This window comes from Brevibacillus nitrificans (assembly GCF_003710965.1).
Taxonomy (GTDB): Bacteria; Bacillota; Bacilli; order Brevibacillales; family Brevibacillaceae; genus Brevibacillus; species Brevibacillus centrosporus.
The window spans coordinates 24,105-42,342 of sequence record NZ_RHHU01000029.1; the positions used below are offsets into that span (position 1 = coordinate 24,105).

Consider the following 18,238-nt stretch of genomic DNA (forward strand, 5'->3'; position numbering starts at 1 on the left):
ATGAAGTCCGCCCTTGTAGCTGTTTCGGTAGCGACTGTTTGGACCAAGCCAGAATCTCCGCGAGACATCGATCGTGCGGCGCTCGCTGCACCCGTAGATCCTCGTGGCTGGCTTACCTCTCTTACCATCGAAGACAAACTGGGCTTTTACGACGATAACATGATTCAAACCCAGGCTCTTTACGGTACACGTGTGGAAGTAGAAGAAGAAGTAGGAGATTGGTCCAAGGTTCTCATTCCCGACCAGTTTTCCAAAAAAAGCACGATTGGTTACCCTGGGTGGATTCCTACAAACCAGTTGGCGCCGTGGTCAGAAGCGTTTGATGGGAAGGATGGCCAAAAGCTGGCACTGGTGACTTCCTCCATGGCTCAACTGTACACGAAAGACAAGCAGGAAGCTGTGGAGCTTGCCTATTTGACCAGATTGCCGCTGCTGTCCGAGACAGAAGGCGGCGTCATCGTGGCGACACCTACTGGAGAAGGCTTTCTGCGTGCCGAGGACGTAAAAATTGTTCGGGCTAACGAAAATATCGAGGTAGCGGGCAACCGAGGAGAAGCGATTGTGGAAAACGGCAAACGTTTCCTGGGCCTGCCATACTTATGGGGCGGCATGTCTTCGTACGGATATGACTGCTCCGGCTTTGCCTACAACATGCACCGCTCCATGGGGATTCAGATTCCTCGCGATGCCTCTGACCAAGCTACACAGGGCAAACTGGTGGAAAAAGAAGACCTGCTCCCTGGTGATTTGCTCTTCTTTGCTTTCGAGGAAGGGAAAGGCAGAGTCCATCACGTCGGGATTTACATGGGCAATCAGGAAATGATTCATTCTCCTGACACACGGGGTGCGATCGAGATCGTCAAGCTCGATGACACTTACCGATTGATAAAAGAGCATTGCGTGTCGAGAAGATACTGGTAAACGGATAACAGGGGGAGGAGTGGCCAGATGCAAAAAAAGAAGCTGGTCCAGGTAAAAAACCTAACGAAAACCTTCGAAGTGGGTAAAGGGGCGTCTCTCAAGGCAGCAGATGGTGTGTCCTTTGATATTTACGAGGGAGAAACCTTTGGTCTTGTAGGGGAGTCGGGCTGCGGTAAGTCTACGACAGGTCGCACGATTATCGGCCTGTACAATCCGACGTCAGGAGAAGTAATCTTTGACGGCCAAAACGTGCATAAAGCATCCTCCAGTGCACGCAGCAAGCTTACACGTGATATGCAGATGATTTTCCAGGATCCCTACGCCTCCTTAAATCCGCGGATGAACATCTCGGAGATTATTGGAGAAGGTCTGCAGCTGAATGGGCTCTACAAAGGAAAAGAACGTGCAAAGCGGGTCATCGAGCTATTAGAGATGGTCGGTCTGCAAAAAGAGCACGCCAATCGTTTCCCTCATGAGTTCAGCGGCGGTCAGCGTCAACGGATTGGGATTGCTCGTGCGCTTGCTGTAAATCCGCGGTTTGTCATTGCAGATGAACCGATATCGGCACTCGATGTGTCCGTACAGGCACAGGTCGTCAATTTGATGAAGAACCTGCAGCGGGAGCAAAACCTCACGTATCTGTTTATTGCGCACGATCTTGCGATGGTAAAGCACATTAGCGATCGGATCGGCGTGATGTACCTGGGGAATCTGGTGGAAATGACAGAGAGCGAAAAGCTGTATGAATCACCGAAGCATCCCTATACCCAAGCATTGTTATCGGCCATTCCCGTCCCTGATCCTGATTTGGAGAAAAGTCGCGAACGTACCATTATCGAGGGCGATGTACCAAGTCCGATCAATCCACCGAGCGGGTGTGTATTCCGGACGCGGTGCCCGGTTGCCAAAGAAGTTTGCGCGCAACATAAACCGACCTGGCAAGAGGTAGATCAAGGTCATTATGTAGCCTGTCACTTGTACCAATAATCGACTGATTTTTCCCCATGATTCGACACAATTTGCAAAAAACCATCCCTGATTGCGGGGGTGGTTTTTTGTTAGAGAACGCAAGGGAATGTCCCCCTTTTTGTGGAAGCGCTACCATCAGGTATTTGTGTAAAGTGCTGTTAATATTCTGTAAACACGCAGGAATTGGACGACTTTTGTCGAAATACCGATACTATAAACATCTGGTAACAACTAGGCCTAACTTCGTCGATTTTCCATTCCAGAGAAGTGAGGGTTGCATATGGCTCTGAGTACATCCTCGTTCCAGTCAACGCCACGTCGTTGGCGGGAAGTAGAGACACAGCTGGGAATTACCGTGCCCCGATCCCTACGATCAGACACGTCTGCCCTGTTGTTTTTGGAAAGTGTCGCTGCAACACCCATGTTGGACAAAGAAGAAGAGTTGGAATGCTTGGTTCGCTATCAACAACATGGCGATCTCGAAGCCAGGGAAACCCTGGTCCGAGCGTACTTGCGCTACGTCGTAAATACAGCTTTGCGTCATTTAAAACGCGGCATGCCATTTCTGGATCTGATCCAGGAGGGTACGATTGGTTTGTTTACCGCCATTGACAAGTTTGATGTAGGGCGTGGTGTGCGCCTCTACCATTACTCGCATTGGTGGATCTCGCAGGCCATCACTCGTGCCATTAACGACAAGGGGACATTGATCCGTATTCCTGTTCACATGCATGAGCAAATACGGCAGTATCAAAAGCAAGTGCTTCACCTGGTACATGCGTTGAACCGCACGCCTGACCGCCAAGAAATCGCGGGCTTGCTGGACCTGCCACTGGAAAAGGTGGACGCGATTGAGCTGGCTTTGATGATGAAAATGGAGTCTCTCGATGCTGAGCTGCAAAACGAAAAGTGGCTGGCAGGACAGGAAGACGAATTATTGAGCTATGCGGAAGTCATGGATGATAAAGAATCGTCCCTCGATGACTGGATTGAAAAAGTAGATCTGCGCTCCCAGATGCGCGCTGCTCTCGAAAGACTCAGTCCTCGCGCCCAAGAGATCATTTCCATGCGGTACGGTCTGTACGATGATCAGGTTTACACCCTAGAGGAAGTTGGCAAAATGTTCGGTTTGACCCGTGAGCGCATACGCCAGATCGAAGCGACAACGATTGATCGGCTGCGCACGCAAAAGGCATCCCGTGTTCTGAAAGATTATTTGTAAGAAAATAGATTGGAAAAACCCCCTCGAGTACGAAGGGGGTTTTTCTTGCTTGGTGGTAAAGTGTCGGGCGAGCGCAGGGGGTGGGCGTAGTCTCTCTTTCTTGTGGTAAACTGTATAGATACGGTCTTTTAGATTTTGTTCATTGTGAAAAGGAGGATCGCCATTATGAGCGATTATTTAATAAGAGCAACGGGATATAACGGACATGTTCGTGCCTTTGCAGCACGTACGACGACGATTGTAGAAGAAATTCGCAGCCGTCACGACATGTGGAATACGGCGACAGCAGCAGCGGGTCGAACGCTCACCGTTACTTTGATGATGGGCGCGATGTTAAAAGGAGACGAGACCCTGTATGTCAAAGTAAAAGGGGGAGGTCCGATCGGTCAGATCATCGCGGAAGCCAATGCGGATGGGGAAGGTGTAGCCTACGTAACCAATCCGCACGTTCATTTCGACCTCAATGAAAAAGGCAAGCTCGACGTAAGACGGGCAGTAGGAACGGACGGTTTTGTTTACGTGACAAAGGATTTGGGGTTGAAAGAGCCGTACCAGGGCAGCTCCCCGATTGTTTCCGGTGAGATCGGAGAGGACTTTACGTACTACTTCGTGACCTCGGAGCAGACGCCATCCGCAGTAGCAGTAGGCGTATTGGTGAACCCGGAAGACCGTTCTGTGCTGGCAGCAGGAGGTTTTATCCTTCAGCTCTTGCCAAATACGCCTGAGGAAGTTGTCGCGAAGATGGAGGAGCGTCTGAGTGGGCTCCCGCAAGTGTCGCGCATGATTGGGGAAGGTTTGTCACCAGAAGAGATTTTGGAAAAAGTGCTGGAAGAACCGAAGTTCCTCAGCCGTACGGAAATTAATTTCCACTGTAAATGCTCGGCTGATAAAGTGAGCCAGGCCCTGATCAGCTTGGGCCGCGTGGAAATCGAAAGCATGATCGAGGAACAAGGAGAGGCAGAAGTACACTGCCATTTCTGCAACGAGCGATACCATTTTGACAAGTCCGCGTTGGAGGACCTCATGAAAGACATGTAAGCGCGGCGAACGAATTGGGGAGAGGATGGAATGACCAACACAAAAGGGTTGTGGGCATTCATCGGAGCGCTTGTCGTGCTGCTCTTGGTCGTCACCTGGTCGTGGTACCAGACATCTACCAAGCTGCAGCCGGCAGCGGTGGTAGGGGGATCTACCATCAGCGAGGCAGACTACATTTCAGCGCTCAAGCAAAAATTCGGGGATCAGGTCCTGCAAGACATGGTCAATCGCGAAGTGGTGTTTCAGGCAGCCAAACAGCAGGGAGTAACAGTGGATCAGGCCGAGCTGGATCAAGAGATAGCACAGATTCGCGAAAGCTATGGGAGCTCGAGCGACAGCGAATTCGAGCAGGCCCTGAACAAACAGGCGGGTACGACAGTAGAGGCACTTCGGCGTGAAATTACGTACCAGCTCCTCCTGCAGGCTTTGGCTACCAAGGATATTGTCATCAGTGACGAAGAGCTGCTTACCTTTTACAACAACCACCCGGAGCGTTACGCCAGACCGATGCAGATGCGGCTGTGGCAGATCGTCGTTGCAACGCAGCAGGAAGCCGAACAGGTCGCTGCCGAATTAAAGCAGGGCGCCAATTTTCAAGCGCTTGCCAAAGAACGCTCCATCGATTCCTTGACGTCGGGCAACGGCGGCGATATGGGCTGGCTGTCTCTTGGCGATACCCGATTGCCGGATGAGGCCAAGGATGTAGTAGCGGATTTGGAAACCAAGAAAATCAGTGTACCAGTGATGGCCGGAGAAAACTATGTGATCTATCAAATATCGGATCGCAGAAAAGCCGAGCAGCAATCCTTCGAGCAAGTCAAAGAGGCGATACGAAAAGAGCTGGCTTTCGCACAGGTAGAGTCATTGGATGAGGTTTTGGATCGGCTGCGTCAGTCGGTGGGCGTTGAAATTTCTGAGCAAATGCAGCATTGACCAATTGGGCAGTGGTTGATATAATTTAACCAATAAATCCAAGTTATTTACTCGGCTATAATAAATAAGGGGGCAGGACTTATGCGCGTGGCGAATTCCATTACAGATTTGATTGGATTTACACCATTGGTAAAACTCAATCGAGTTGTCAGCGAAGATATTGCAGACATTTATTTGAAGTTGGAATTTTTCAACCCGGGCAGCAGCGTAAAAGACCGGATTGCATTGGCGATGATCGAAGCAGCTGAAGCAGATGGCACTCTGAAACCGGGCGATACCATCATCGAACCAACGAGCGGAAATACAGGGATCGGTTTGGCGATGGTTGCTGCCGCAAAAGGCTACCGCGCTATTCTGGTCATGCCAGAGACGATGAGTATCGAGCGTCGCAACCTTTTGCGTGCTTACGGTGCTGAGCTGGTTCTGACACCAGGCAGCGAAGGTATGGGCGGAGCTATTCGCAAAGCAGAAGAGCTCGCAAAGGAAAATCCTTCGTACTTCATCCCGCAGCAATTTAAAAACGCTGCTAACCCAGCTATTCACCGCGAAACGACTGCTGTTGAACTGCTGGAGCAAGCGAAAGAAATTGGCGGCGTAGATGCGTTCATTTCCGGTGTCGGTACCGGTGGAACCATTACAGGTGTAGGGCAAGTGCTGCGCGGAAGCTACCCGGACGTGAAAATTGTAGCGGTTGAGCCAGCAGCTTCACCAGTTCTCTCTGGTGGCAAACCAGGCCCTCACAAAATCCAAGGGATCGGAGCGGGCTTTGTTCCGGAAATCTTGGATACGCAAATCTATGATGAGATCATTAAAGTCGAAAACGATGATGCTTTTGAAACCTCCCGCCGCGTTGCTCGCGAGGAAGGAATCCTGGGTGGAATCTCTTCCGGAGCAGCGATTTATGCTGGGATCAAAGTAGCTGCTGAGCTGGGCAAAGGCAAAAAAGTCATCGTAATCATTCCTTCGAATGGTGAACGCTACCTGTCGACTCCGCTTTATTCTTTCGAAGACTAAGACAGGCGACGGCAGCTTCCAAGACCACGCAGGGTCAGTTTTGGCCTACGTGGTCTTTTCTTTTTGTATCAGACCATCTTATAATGAACGGATGATATATATCACGAAAAGACCGGAGTGTGAAAGGATTGCTGTTCCCTACGTTTACTGACTGCCAGACGCATGCAAATGCATACCCATATGTGCCTATTGCCCTTCGCAAAAAATGGCCGACTCATCTCGACCCGTGGCAAGTGCTGACAAGCCTTCATCCGTCCCTTCAGGACAGCGTGCTGCTGGAAAGTGGAAGAGTCGGGCGGTTCACCTTTTTGGGTTATCAGCCAGTCGCTGCTCTTCGCAGCAAGCGGGGAGAGTCGATCATTTCTTATCGAGATGGCCGCGTCGACAGTGTAAACGGGGCGCCATTCGATGCCTTGCGCTCACTTTTGGAGCAGTACCGTACACCTGTGCTTCCAGACATGCCAGACTTTTCCGGTGGTGCTGTAGGCTATATGAGCTACGACATGAATCACTTTTTTGAGCCAAGCCTGCCTCAGATCGCGACAGACGACTTACAGTTGCCGGACCTGTATGTTATGATAATGCAAGACCTTCTCGTCTTTGATCATACGACCCGTGAAATGACTTTTTTGACCCATGTGAAATCGGAGCAATTGAGCGAAGAGACGTATCAAAAGGCAGCAGATTCGCTGGAAAATCGAGCGAAGGCGCTGGATCATTTGGTCATGACTTCGGATGACATCGACTGGGAGGCGCTGCGGAAGAGACCGCTGGGGCAACAAACGCCAGCATCTGTTTCCTTCGCCAAAGACCAATTCGAGGATGCCGTTCGCCGGGTTCAGGAGTATATTGCCCAGGGAGACGTGTTTCAGGTCAATCTGTCCGTTCGCCAGAGCAAGCCGATGAACGTGACAGCACCGGAAGTCTACAGCGTCCTGCGCAAGCTGAATCCGTCGCCGTACATGGGCTATCTGAGCTTTCCTGAGTTTCAGCTGGTTAGCGCGTCACCTGAGCTCTTGGTAAAAGTGAAGGACGGCGAGGTAAGTACCCGTCCGATCGCAGGGACGCGTCCACGGGGACAAACCGATGAGCAGGATGAAGCATTGGCTCGCGAGCTGATCGACAACGAAAAGGAGCGCGCCGAACACGTCATGCTGGTCGATTTGGAACGAAACGATTTGGGGCGCGTATGCCGCTTTGGCAGTGTGGAAGTGAGCGAGTTCATGGTCGTGGAGAAGTACTCCCACGTCATGCATATCGTCTCCCATGTCAAAGGAGAGCTGGCCACAGACAAGGATGCCTTTGATGCCGTTGCCGCTGCATTTCCGGGAGGCACGATCACAGGAGCACCCAAGGTCCGTACGATGGAGATCATCGAGGAGCTGGAGCCAGTCAAGCGTGGTGTGTACACAGGCTCTATCGGTTGGTTCGGATTCAATGGAGAAGTCGAGGTCAATATCGCCATCCGTACGATGGTGGTAAAAGACGGCATGGCTCACGTGCAGGCGGGAGCGGGGATCGTGATCGATTCCGTGCCAGAGTCAGAGTATGCGGAGTCCTTGAAAAAGGCAGAAGCGTTGTGGAAAGCGTTAGAGCTTGCCGAGCAGAGAACGATGAGTTGAGAGGAGATGAGTGTTAGATGATTTTGATGATTGATAACTACGATTCTTTTACCTACAATTTGGTGCAGTACGTGGGGGAACTGGGCGAAGAGCTGCAGGTGTATCGAAATGACAAGATTACACTGGAGGAGATCGAACGATTGTCCCCGGACTATCTGATGATCTCACCTGGTCCGTGCACGCCGAATGAAGCGGGCATTAGCATGGATGCCATTCGCCATTTCGCCGGGAAGATTCCGATCATGGGGGTCTGCCTCGGTCACCAGTCCATTGGTCAGGTTTTTGGAGGAAAAGTCATTCGTGCAGAGCGTTTGATGCACGGGAAGACCTCCGAAGTATTTCATGATGGGAAAACGATTTTTCAGGATATCCCGTCGCCGTTTACAGCTGCGCGCTACCACTCTCTAATCGTGGAGGAGTCCTCGATTCCAGAAGAGCTGGAAGTGACGGCACGTACGGCTGAGGGCGAGATCATGGCGATTCGTCATCGGGAGTACCCGATCGAAGGGGTACAGTTCCATCCGGAGTCGATCATCACCCAGCATGGAAAGCAGCTTCTGAAAAACTTTCTGACCGCCTATGCGCGCCATACGATTGGGTAAATTCATAGATCGAGCAAATAGAACGACCGCCCTGCTAGCAGGGTGGTTTTTTTGTGCAGTAAGAATTTATAAAATTCTCAGCCAGTATACGTGCAACGAACACTCCGCCATATAGCTTGGCGGAGCCAAGTTTTCTAATTCCTCTTTTTGTTAACAGAACCTTGGCAATTCTTAACATCCTCTTTATACGGCGTTAACGGTACATCGACACTAGGCCTGTACAATGTGAAAAAGATGACGAAAAGGAGCGATTGACATGGATGTAAATCGTCGACAATTTTTGACTTATCTTGGAGCAGGTACAGCGGCGTTGGCTTCGATGGCAACGGGGATTCCTGCGCTTGCAGCAGGTGGCACTCTCTCGGGTAAAACGGCAGATCACCTGTTTGGCCTCGAGAATCAAAAGCATAATTTCAATCCGAAATTTAAAGCAATCCACCCGACGACGCAAGACGATGTCGTTTTGCCAGAAGGCTTCAAATATGACGTTGTCGCTTCATATGGAGATAAAATCAACGCTGCTGGCGATACCTTTGGCTTCAATAATGACTTCACCTGTTTCCTGCCGATTGATGGCAAGGCAGACCACGGACTTCTGTGGGTGAACCACGAGTACCTGGGAGAGCTGGAGCATTACGTGACGGGCTATGACTATTTGAACGCAGATCCAGAGAACAACACACGCACTCCAGATCAAATCAAAAAATATTTGTATGCTCTGGGCGGTTCCGTCATTGAAATCAAGAAAGAAAACGGAAAATGGAAGCTCATCTCCGACTCCAAATACGGCCGTCGCGTCAGCGGACTGACCAAGCATGCTTTGACGGGTCCAGCTGCATCCATTGCCAAAGAAGTAACAGGGACCTTTGCGAACTGCTCCGGCGGGGTAACGCTTTGGCATACGGTACTGTCCTGTGAGGAAAACTTCATCGATGTAGTCGGCGATTGCAAGCTTCCAGACGAAACACACTACGGCTGGGTGATTGAGGTGGATCCGTTCGATCCGAAATCTACGCCGAAGAAGCATACCGCACTGGGTCGCTTCTCTCATGAGAACACAGCAATGGTACTGGCTCCGACCGGACAATTGGTTGTTTACATGGGCGACGACGCCAAAGACCAATACGTGTACAAATACGTATCCAAAGGAAAGTTCGATCCGAAAGCAGGCAAATCCAATAGCAAGCTGCTGGAAGAAGGCACGCTGTACGTAGCGAACTTCGGAAAAGGAAAATGGATCGCACTGGACTATGCAACAAATGAAGCGCTGCAAAAAGCGACAAACAGCGATGGCAAGCCTTTGTTCACATCCCAGGCAGATGTGCTGGTCAACTGCCGTGAAGCCTCCAAAGCTGTTGCAGCAACACCAATGGATCGTCCGGAAGACCTCGAGGTGCATCCGATCGACGGTTCCGTCTTCATCGCGTTGACCAACAACGACAAGCATGGCAACTTCTATGGCCAAATCGTTCGACTGTTTGAAAAAGACAACAATCATGCGGGTGGAGAGTTCACGTTTGAAATCTTCGCTGCAGGCGGTCCACAAAGCGGTTTTGCAGCGCCGGACAACATGGCGTTTGACAGTGCGGGCAACCTGTGGGTCGTAACCGATATTTCTTCTTCCTCTATGAATAGCGGCATTTACAAAAGTTTTGGCAACAATGGCGTATTCTTTATTCCAACGACAGGAAATAGTAAAGGAATGGCAGCGCAGTTTGCTTCTGCTCCGGTTGGTGCTGAAATGACAGGTCCTTGGTTTACACCGGACGAGAAAACACTGTTCCTCTCCGTACAGCATCCAGGTGAAAACCTGAAAGGCTATGACCAACCAACCAGCCACTGGCCAAAGGGCGGAAGCTCCGTTGCGTTGCCGAGCGTGATCGCTATCACCGGTTTCTAGGAAAAGGAGTGTAGCCACCTATGTTATCGTCAATCGGAATTCCTGGGCTGATCTTGATTTTAATCATTGCGCTCGTGATTTTTGGACCTAGCAAGCTGCCAGAAATCGGGCGCGCATTTGGTCGGACGTTGACTGAATTCAAATCAGCTACAAAAGATTTGACGAAAGATGACGATGAGAGCAAAGAAAAGACTGTGAAGGGTTCGACAGTCGAGCTTTCCACATCGACACTTTCAGAAGATACGTTGAAGCGAGTCAACTAATCCAGCTCGAGGAAAAGGTGGTGCGTGAGAGAGCGCATTGCCTTTTTCCTTTTACACACACCGATTCCATGGCTAGGGGAGGGCTTTGCATGGGTCAAGAAATGCCGTTTTTGGAGCATTTGACTGATTTGCGCCGCCGGTTATTGATTGTGGCAGTGGCGCTTGTGCTGAGTGTGCTGATCTGCTTTTTATTTGTCGATCACATTTATCAGCTGTTAGCGAGTCGTTCAGGAGAAAAGTTGGCCATTCTTGGGCCAGGCGATATTTTGTCGATCTATGTGAAGCTGTCTGCTGTTGGCGGGATTGCCTTTACCATTCCGATCGCCGCTTACCAGGCATGGAAGTTTGTCGTTCCGGCCCTGCAAGAAAGGGAGCGCAAAATCGCGTTGATGTACATCCCTGCACTGTTTCTGCTCTTTTTGCTCGGTCTATCCTTTGCCTACTTGATCCTGTTTCCCATGATGTATCACTTCGTTTTGGGACTGTCTAACGGCAATTTCGATCTGGTGATCACGGCGAACGATTATTTCACGTTCATGCTCAATCTCTGTCTGCCGTTCGGTCTTTTGTTTGAGCTGCCTGTTGTCGTTCTTTTTCTGAGCCATCTGGGAATTTTGAATCCGCATCGCCTGGCAAAAATGAGAAAGCCCGCTTATCTGGTGCTGTCGGTGATTTCGATTACGATTACGCCGCCTGATTTTCTCTCGGACATCATGGTGATCGTGCCGTTGATTGTGCTGTACGAAATATCGATATCGATTTCTCGTGTGATACACCGTAAACGCACTCGGGAAACTGCGCTATCTGCGTAAGTATGGTATGATGCTCTCGATCATGTTATCGGGAGAGAGTGAGCATGCGCGTTTATGTAAATGGAACGGTCTTACCGGCTGAGCAAGCTTCTGTTTCAGTATTGGACCACGGCTTTTTATACGGAATAGGGTTGTTTGAGACACTGCGTGTTTACGATCGTCGCCTGTTTTTATGGGAAACTCACTATGCCCGGCTCTGTTCCGGGCTTTTGGCATTGCGCATTGCGCCAGCTTGGACATCGGAGGAGCTGGCGGAGGCCGTGATGCGGACGGTTGATGCGAATGGATTGCGAGATGCTTATGTTCGGCTTAGCGTAACGGCGGGACCGGAAGGAGTAGGACTGGTAGCAGACGGGTATTCACGGCCTTCGCTATTTATTTTTGCAAAGCCGGTAGCCCCTCTCGCAGATCCTCCCTTGCCGAAGCGTTTACAGACGCTGTCGTTGGCTCGCCAGACAGCAGAAGGTCACCAGCGCTTCAAGTCCCACAACTACCTCAACAACGCACTGGCGAAACAAGAGGTAGGGGCGCGTATGGATGTAGAAGGATTGTTTTTAACACACGACGGCTATCTGGCGGAGGGCATCGTCAGCAACCTTTTCTGGATGAAAGATGGTTGTTTGTTTACCCCATCACTGGAAACGGGAATATTGGATGGAGTGACACGTCAGCATGTCCTTTTCCTGGCGAAACGAATGGGCATGTCGGTAGAAGAAGGCAAATATCGACCAGAAGTGCTTCGGGAAGCAGAGGAAGTGTTTGTGACCAACTCCGTTCAGGAGATTGTCCCAGTGCAGGAAATTGACGATCATTTAGTCATTTCGACCTATGGGGTGCACACACGACAACTGCACCTTGCGTATCGCGAGTCTGTAGCGATCAGCGAGTAAATTATGGTATGCTACTAATCAACATGTTACGTCGGAAAAGGGAGTCACGCTCATGAAGTACAATCCATTTTTGATCCATGCAGCGTCTCGTGAGGAGCTGGAAACCGAGCTCGCCAAGCGGGGGATAGGTCCCGTGGAGAGAGCACGTTTGGCGGAAGCTGATGGAAGCTTGCGCATGCACTTGGAAAACTTGAGTGAGGAAGAAGCGAGCCAGCTGCGGGCGGACATGCTGACGGTTGGAGGGGAAGCCTTTCTAGCAGATCAGCCTGGGAAAACCGATCGTTTCACGGCTTTTCTCATGTCCACACGTTCCCAGCTGGAGGCGTTGATTGAGCTTGCGGCAAATAGAAGCGAAGGCTTGCGTACGGCTTCTGCAGAGCTACGGGAGGTTTTGGCTGGTCCGAAGCGGCTACGCGAGCAGCGAGAATTGGTATGCAGGGGCCGAGTGCTTCCGCTTGGTCAACGTACCTTGATCATGGGGATTTTGAATGTGACCCCGGATTCATTCTCGGACGGAGGGAAGTTTGTCGATCTGGATCAGGCTTTGGCGCAGGCTCGTGCCATGGTTGAGGCAGGGGCGGACATCATCGATATTGGCGGTGAGTCCACGCGTCCTGGCTCTGTACCCGTGGGTGAGGCGGAGGAGCTGGATCGGGTGCTTCCAGTCATTCGTATTTTGTCGCAGGAATTGTCCGTTCCGCTGTCGATTGACACGTACAAGCCAGAAGTGGCTGATCGGGCGGTTCAGGCTGGAGCTCATATCGTGAACGATATCTGGGGAGCTAGACGTGACAGGCGAATGGCAGAGGTAGCGGCACGCCATCAGGTTCCGATCATATTGATGCACAACCGGGAAGATACGAATTACGGCGATTTCTTTGCGGATTACATTCGCGATTTGCGGGAGTCGGTGGAGATTGCACTCGCGGCAGGTGTGAAACCTGATCAGATTGTCCTTGATCCGGGCATCGGCTTCGCGAAATCACAGGAACAAAACCTGGAGACCATGCGCAGACTGGATGATTTGGTCGCATTGGGGTATCCAGTCTTGCTTGCGACATCGCGAAAAAGAATGATTGGCAATGTCCTGGACCTCCCTGTGGATGAGCGTGTAGAGGGGACAGCAGCGACGGTTGCTCTCGGAGTGACCAAAGGCTGCCATATGGTTCGGGTCCATGATGTAAAAGAAATGAAGCGCGTTGCCAAAATGATGGATGCGATGCTTCGGGGAGGCATTACTGTTGGATAAAATCTACTTCAAGGGTATGTCGTTTTACGGCTACCATGGGGTGTTTGGAGCAGAGGCGGAGTTGGGACAGCGGTTTTACGTCGATCTCGATTTGTCCCTGGATCTGTCTCGTGCTGGGGCTAGCGATGATCTTAAAGACACTGTGAACTACGCAGAGATTTTTACCTGTGTGCAGCAGATCGTTGAGGGCGAGCGCTACAATCTGGTGGAAAGGCTGACGGCGCGGATCGCAGAGAAGCTTCTTTGCGAGTTTCCATTTGTGGAGGTCAAGGTGAAAGTGACGAAGCCGAATCCGCCGATCAATGGACATTATGAGTCCGTCGCGATCGAGATGGTTCGCCGCAGAGAGGACTTTGGTTCATGACGGTATGTGCTTACCTAGCGCTCGGGTCCAACATGGGCAAGCGAGAGGAAACGCTGCAAAAAGCAATACATAAACTGCAGGAACAACCCGGTATCCGTGTTCTGCGGGTATCCAATATATACGAAACCGATCCGGTCGGCTATGTCGACCAGGATGCATTCCTCAATATGGTGATGGCCGTCGAGACAGAGCTTTCTGCTGATCAGCTGCTTAAGACAGCGCTGTCTATAGAAAGAGAGCTGGGACGAGTCCGACTCATACGCTGGGGACCACGCACGATTGATATTGATCTGTTGCTGTTTGGCGATCGTACCATCGAGACAGAGCATCTCAAGATTCCGCATCCATCGATGGCAGAGCGAGCTTTTGTGTTAGTCCCTCTTCGTGACGTTTGGGAGGGAGGCGCTTTGCCTGTGTACAACCAGACGATTGATCATTTTCTATCGCAATTGGCAGAGGATCACAAGGGGGTACGTAAGTGGGGAACAGTTCACTTGGAAATCGAATCCGGTCCTTCCGAAAGCTAAAAGGGTATACACAGCAATCCCTTTCGGAAAAGCTGGGAGTGTCACTATCGTTCGTCGGGTCGCTGGAGCGTGGGACTCGCGTGCCGACAGAGCCGGTCCTGCGAAAGATCGCCAGCACTTTACAGGTCGACTACGACGAATTATGTGCTATAAATAAATGATGACTTTTGGATAGGTCACACCTCTCCAAGCACCCGCCAGCGACGATAGATCGCTTGCGTTACGGGATTTAGGAGGTAAACATAAATGAAAATCGGAAATATTGAACTGAAAAATAACGTCGTACTCGCACCGATGGCTGGGGTTTGTAACCCTGCTTTTCGTTTGATTGCAAAGGAATTTGGGACCGGATTGGTCTGTGCAGAGATGGTCAGCGATAAAGGGATCGTGCACGGCAACAAAAAAACCATCGAAATGCTCTATGTCGATGAACGCGAAAAGCCGTTGAGCTTGCAGATTTTTGGCGGAGACAAGGAAACGCTGGTAGAAGCGGCGAAACATGTCGATAAGCATACCAATGCCGACATCATCGATATCAATATGGGCTGTCCGGTGCCGAAAATTACGAGCTGTGATGCGGGTGCCCGTCTGCTTCTCGATCCAAACAAGATTTATGAGGTTGTTTCCGCTGTAGTCGATGCTGTTGAGAAACCCGTGACTGTCAAAATGCGTTTGGGCTGGGACGAGGAACATCTGTATGTGATTGAAAATGCCAAGGCAGTCGAGCGTGCAGGTGGAAAAGCGATTGCTGTCCACGGCCGTACGCGTGTGCAGATGTACAAAGGACATGCAGACTGGAGCTGGATCGGTCGTGTGAAGGAAGCGGTCTCGATCCCGGTAATTGGAAACGGCGATGTCGCGACTCCGGAGGATGCACGACGCATGCTGGATACGACAGGCTGCGACGGCGTAATGATTGGCCGTGCAGCATTGGGTAATCCGTGGATGCTATACCGGACGATTCAGTACCTGACTACAGGTGAACTGGCGGCAGAACCTTCTGTACGAGAAAAAATGGATATCTGCCTGTTGCATGCAGAACGCTTGATTGCGCTGAAAGGACCGCGCGTCGGTGTCCTGGAAATGAGAAAGCATGCTGCTTGGTATTTGAAGGGCTTGAAGGGCTCTACGCACACCAAGAATCTGATCAATGGTGTAGAGACAGAAGATGAGCTTCGTCGTATTTTGACCGAGTATGTCGATTGGGTAGAAAACTACGCAGATGATGTGACGGAACCGTTGGAAACAGCGCAGAACGAAGCAGTTAGCTATTAATTTTCAGCGCCATTCCAAACATTGACAAGGGTTCCTTCATATCCTATAATACTCCGTAATATTGGGAGCCAAGCTGCCAGTTCATCCTGGCAGCTTTACCTATTAATCCTCACTTGCCGTTAAGATCTGCTGTATATTGTATAGAACAACTACATATAATCCTTTGTACTTTACCCAGTGCGAATGGAATCATTTTTTTAAACGGGGGAATTGAATCATGTCTGAAAAAGAAGTCATCCTTACGCCAGAAGGTTTATCAAAACTGGAGCAAGAGCTTGAAGATTTGAAAACGGTTAAACGGAAGGAAGTAGCTGCTCGGATTAAAGAAGCGATCAGCTTTGGTGATATTAGCGAGAACTCTGAGTACGAAGAAGCAAAAAATGAACAGGCGTTCATTGAGGGCCGCATCCTGACCCTGGAAAAAATGCTTCGCAATGCGCGTATCATCACAAACGAGGACGTCGATACCGGTGTAGTAAGTGTCGGCTCCCGCGTAAAACTGAAAGACCTGGAGTTCGGTGATGTGGTAGACTATACGATTGTAGGGTCTGCTGAATCCGATCCGATGAACAACAAGATTTCCAACGAGTCTCCGGTAGGTCAAGCGCTATTGGGTAAAGCGAAAGGCGCTGTCGTTGACGTAAACGTACCAGCCGGTGTTATCCAATACGAAATTCTCGACATTAACCTGTAAGCTGCAAACACATGGCGTACCTTTTCATAGGTACGCCGTATCACTATTTATCCGACCTGAGCAAATCTGTAAATGCAGGTATTTTTTAGAGGAGTGAGTAGAATGTCCAACGAGCAAGACTTGCAACAGGAACAAGAACAAGAACAAGAACAAGAAGAGCAACTGCACGAGCTGCTTCAAGTGCGTCATGACAAAATGGATCAACTGCGCGAGTGGGGATTCGATCCGTTTGGCAAAAAATTCGAGATGACTCATCATGCAGATGAAATCATAAAAGCATTTGCGGACAAGTCCAAAGAAGAGCTGGAAGCGGAAGAGCACATCGTCACAATCGCAGGGCGTCTGATGGCAAAGCGTGCGATGGGGAAGGCAAGCTTCGCTCAATTGCTGGATCGTTCCGGTCAAATTCAAATTTACGTTCGCCAGGATACCATTGGTGAAGAGCTTCACAAAGTGTTTGACCTGAGTGACATCGGAGACTTGATTGGTGTAAAAGGTGTTGTTTTCAAAACAAAGACCGGCGAGCTCAGCGTAAAAGCAAAAGAGCTGACGTATTTGACAAAATCTCTGCGTCCGTTGCCAGAGAAGTATCATGGTTTGAAAGATATCGAGACACGCTATCGTAAGCGTTATGTGGATTTGATCGTAAATCCAGAGGTGCGCGATACGTTTATTGCGCGCAGCCGCATTTTGACCTCGATGCGCCGTTATTTGGACAACCTTGGATACCTCGAAGTAGAAACGCCTACACTCCATGCAATCGCTGGGGGTGCGTCTGCTCGTCCGTTTATTACGCACCACAACGCACTGGACATGCAATTGTATATGCGCATTGCGATTGAGCTGCACTTGAAACGCCTGATTGTAGGCGGTCTGGAGAAAGTGTACGAAATCGGACGTGTCTATCGCAACGAAGGCATCTCCACTCGTCACAACCCAGAGTTCACGATGATCGAGCTGTACGAAGCGTATGCAGACTACAAAGACATCATGAAGCTGACAGAAGAATTGATTGCGCACATTGCGCAAGAAGTTTTGGGTACCATGAAAATTCAATACCAAGGCAACGAGATCGATCTGACACCACAGTGGCGTCGTGTGCACATGGTTGATCTGATCAAGGATGAGCTGGGTGTTGATTTCTGGAAAGAGATGACGGACGATGAAGCTCGTGCCTTGGCGAAAGAGCACGGCGTACAAGTAGAGCCTCACCACACGTTTGGTCACGTGGTAAATGAGTTCTTTGAACAAAAGCTGGAGCACACATTGATCCAGCCGACTTTTGTGTACGGTCACCCAGTAGCGATTTCTCCGCTGGCGAAGAAGAACGAGCAGGATCCACGCTTCACGGATCGTTTTGAGCTGTTCATCGTTGCGCGCGAACACGCAAATGCGTTTACGGAGCTGAACGATCCAATTGATCAGCGCGAACGCTTTGAAGCCCAGCTGCTGGAGAAAGAGGCAGGAAACGACGAAGCACACGAGATGGATGATGACTTTATCGAGGCACTGGAGTACGGTATGCCGCCAACAGGTGGTCTCGGAATCGGGATTGACCGTCTGGTGATGCTGCTCACCAATTCTCCGTCGATTCGCGACGTGCTGCTGTTCCCACATATGCGTTCCCGCGACTAGGAAGCAAAAATCCACCTGATGAAAAAACAGGTGGATTTTTTAGTTGCATTATACTTTTTAGGGTGGTATAGTAAGTACTGTTCTTCTCGTTACATAATCGATCGCAACTGAATGAGAAAATTAATACTTGCTTTTCTAACTAAGTATGTGATAGATTATCTAAGTCGCCAATAAACAGGTTAATAAAAACTTGTTGACAAGCGATGGACAACCTGATAAAGTGTAGAGGTTGTTGTGAGAATGCTCTTTGAAAACTGAACAGCGAAAGCGTTGATGAGTCTATCATTAAATGATTTGCCAGCTTTGAA

At 50.2% G+C, this 18,238-nt stretch carries 19 protein-coding genes; all 19 read left to right on the top strand.

The window, feature by feature from the left end:
* Complete coding sequence (locus EDM59_RS30560) at positions 1-921, top strand: C40 family peptidase (RefSeq protein ID WP_122927038.1); 921 nt, start codon at positions 1-3, stop codon at positions 919-921.
* Positions 922-948: 27 nt separating this feature from the next.
* Positions 949-1,908, top strand: coding sequence for an ABC transporter ATP-binding protein (locus EDM59_RS30565; protein WP_122927039.1), 960 nt, complete (start codon positions 949-951; stop codon positions 1,906-1,908).
* A 262-nt stretch (positions 1,909-2,170) separates the two neighbouring features.
* Positions 2,171-3,112 carry a sigma-70 family RNA polymerase sigma factor gene (locus EDM59_RS30570; protein WP_092277375.1) on the top strand — a complete coding sequence of 314 codons (942 nt, stop codon included), beginning with the start codon at positions 2,171-2,173 and terminating at the stop codon, positions 3,110-3,112.
* Positions 3,113-3,277: 165 nt separating this feature from the next.
* Positions 3,278-4,150 (top strand): Hsp33 family molecular chaperone HslO, encoded by an 873-nt coding sequence (gene hslO, locus EDM59_RS30575; RefSeq protein ID WP_122927040.1) that lies wholly within the window; start codon positions 3,278-3,280, stop codon positions 4,148-4,150.
* 30 nt (positions 4,151-4,180) lie between these two features.
* On the top strand, positions 4,181-5,083 hold the full coding sequence (locus tag EDM59_RS30580; RefSeq protein WP_122927041.1) for a peptidyl-prolyl cis-trans isomerase: 903 nt from the start codon (positions 4,181-4,183) through the stop codon (positions 5,081-5,083).
* A gap of 81 nt (positions 5,084-5,164) precedes the next feature.
* A complete protein-coding gene (gene cysK, locus EDM59_RS30585) occupies positions 5,165-6,097 on the top strand; it encodes a cysteine synthase A (protein WP_122927042.1) in 933 nt (310 codons plus the stop codon).
* A gap of 131 nt (positions 6,098-6,228) precedes the next feature.
* Positions 6,229-7,719 carry an anthranilate synthase component I family protein gene (locus tag EDM59_RS30590; RefSeq protein ID WP_122927054.1) on the top strand — a complete coding sequence of 497 codons (1,491 nt, stop codon included), beginning with the start codon at positions 6,229-6,231 and terminating at the stop codon, positions 7,717-7,719.
* Positions 7,720-7,736: 17 nt separating this feature from the next.
* The gene (gene pabA / locus EDM59_RS30595) at positions 7,737-8,321 is read left to right on the top strand and encodes an aminodeoxychorismate/anthranilate synthase component II (protein ID WP_122927043.1); all 585 of its coding nucleotides are present in this window, start codon (positions 7,737-7,739) and stop codon (positions 8,319-8,321) included.
* 256 nt (positions 8,322-8,577) lie between these two features.
* The gene (locus EDM59_RS30600) at positions 8,578-10,221 is read left to right on the top strand and encodes a PhoX family protein (RefSeq protein ID WP_122927044.1); all 1,644 of its coding nucleotides are present in this window, start codon (positions 8,578-8,580) and stop codon (positions 10,219-10,221) included.
* Between the two features lie 20 nt (positions 10,222-10,241).
* Complete coding sequence (locus EDM59_RS30605; protein WP_122927045.1) at positions 10,242-10,484, top strand: twin-arginine translocase TatA/TatE family subunit; 243 nt, start codon at positions 10,242-10,244, stop codon at positions 10,482-10,484.
* Positions 10,485-10,573: 89 nt separating this feature from the next.
* A complete protein-coding gene (gene tatC / locus EDM59_RS30610) occupies positions 10,574-11,296 on the top strand; it encodes a twin-arginine translocase subunit TatC (RefSeq protein WP_122927046.1) in 723 nt (240 codons plus the stop codon).
* A 44-nt stretch (positions 11,297-11,340) separates the two neighbouring features.
* Positions 11,341-12,186: an aminodeoxychorismate lyase gene (gene pabC, locus EDM59_RS30615; RefSeq protein ID WP_122927047.1), complete on the top strand. Its 846-nt coding sequence runs from the start codon at positions 11,341-11,343 to the stop codon at positions 12,184-12,186.
* Positions 12,187-12,238: 52 nt separating this feature from the next.
* A complete protein-coding gene (gene folP / locus EDM59_RS30620; protein ID WP_122927048.1) occupies positions 12,239-13,435 on the top strand; it encodes a dihydropteroate synthase in 1,197 nt (398 codons plus the stop codon).
* A complete protein-coding gene (gene folB, locus EDM59_RS30625; protein WP_122927049.1) occupies positions 13,428-13,799 on the top strand; it encodes a dihydroneopterin aldolase in 372 nt (123 codons plus the stop codon). The genes folP and folB overlap by 8 nt, the downstream gene beginning before the upstream one ends.
* Positions 13,796-14,326: a 2-amino-4-hydroxy-6-hydroxymethyldihydropteridine diphosphokinase gene (gene folK, locus EDM59_RS30630; RefSeq protein WP_122927050.1), complete on the top strand. Its 531-nt coding sequence runs from the start codon at positions 13,796-13,798 to the stop codon at positions 14,324-14,326. Before folB ends, folK begins: the two co-directional genes overlap by 4 nt.
* Positions 14,278-14,487: a helix-turn-helix domain-containing protein gene (locus EDM59_RS30635; protein ID WP_092277339.1), complete on the top strand. Its 210-nt coding sequence runs from the start codon at positions 14,278-14,280 to the stop codon at positions 14,485-14,487. Before folK ends, EDM59_RS30635 begins: the two co-directional genes overlap by 49 nt.
* An 85-nt stretch (positions 14,488-14,572) precedes the next feature.
* Positions 14,573-15,601 carry a tRNA dihydrouridine synthase DusB gene (dusB, locus tag EDM59_RS30640; RefSeq protein WP_122927051.1) on the top strand — a complete coding sequence of 343 codons (1,029 nt, stop codon included), beginning with the start codon at positions 14,573-14,575 and terminating at the stop codon, positions 15,599-15,601.
* Between the two features lie 217 nt (positions 15,602-15,818).
* Positions 15,819-16,295 (top strand): transcription elongation factor GreA, encoded by a 477-nt coding sequence (gene greA, locus EDM59_RS30645; protein ID WP_092277333.1) that lies wholly within the window; start codon positions 15,819-15,821, stop codon positions 16,293-16,295.
* Between the two features lie 102 nt (positions 16,296-16,397).
* Positions 16,398-17,930, top strand: coding sequence for a lysine--tRNA ligase (lysS, locus tag EDM59_RS30650; RefSeq protein WP_122927052.1), 1,533 nt, complete (start codon positions 16,398-16,400; stop codon positions 17,928-17,930).
* Positions 17,931-18,238: the final 308 nt, after the last annotated feature.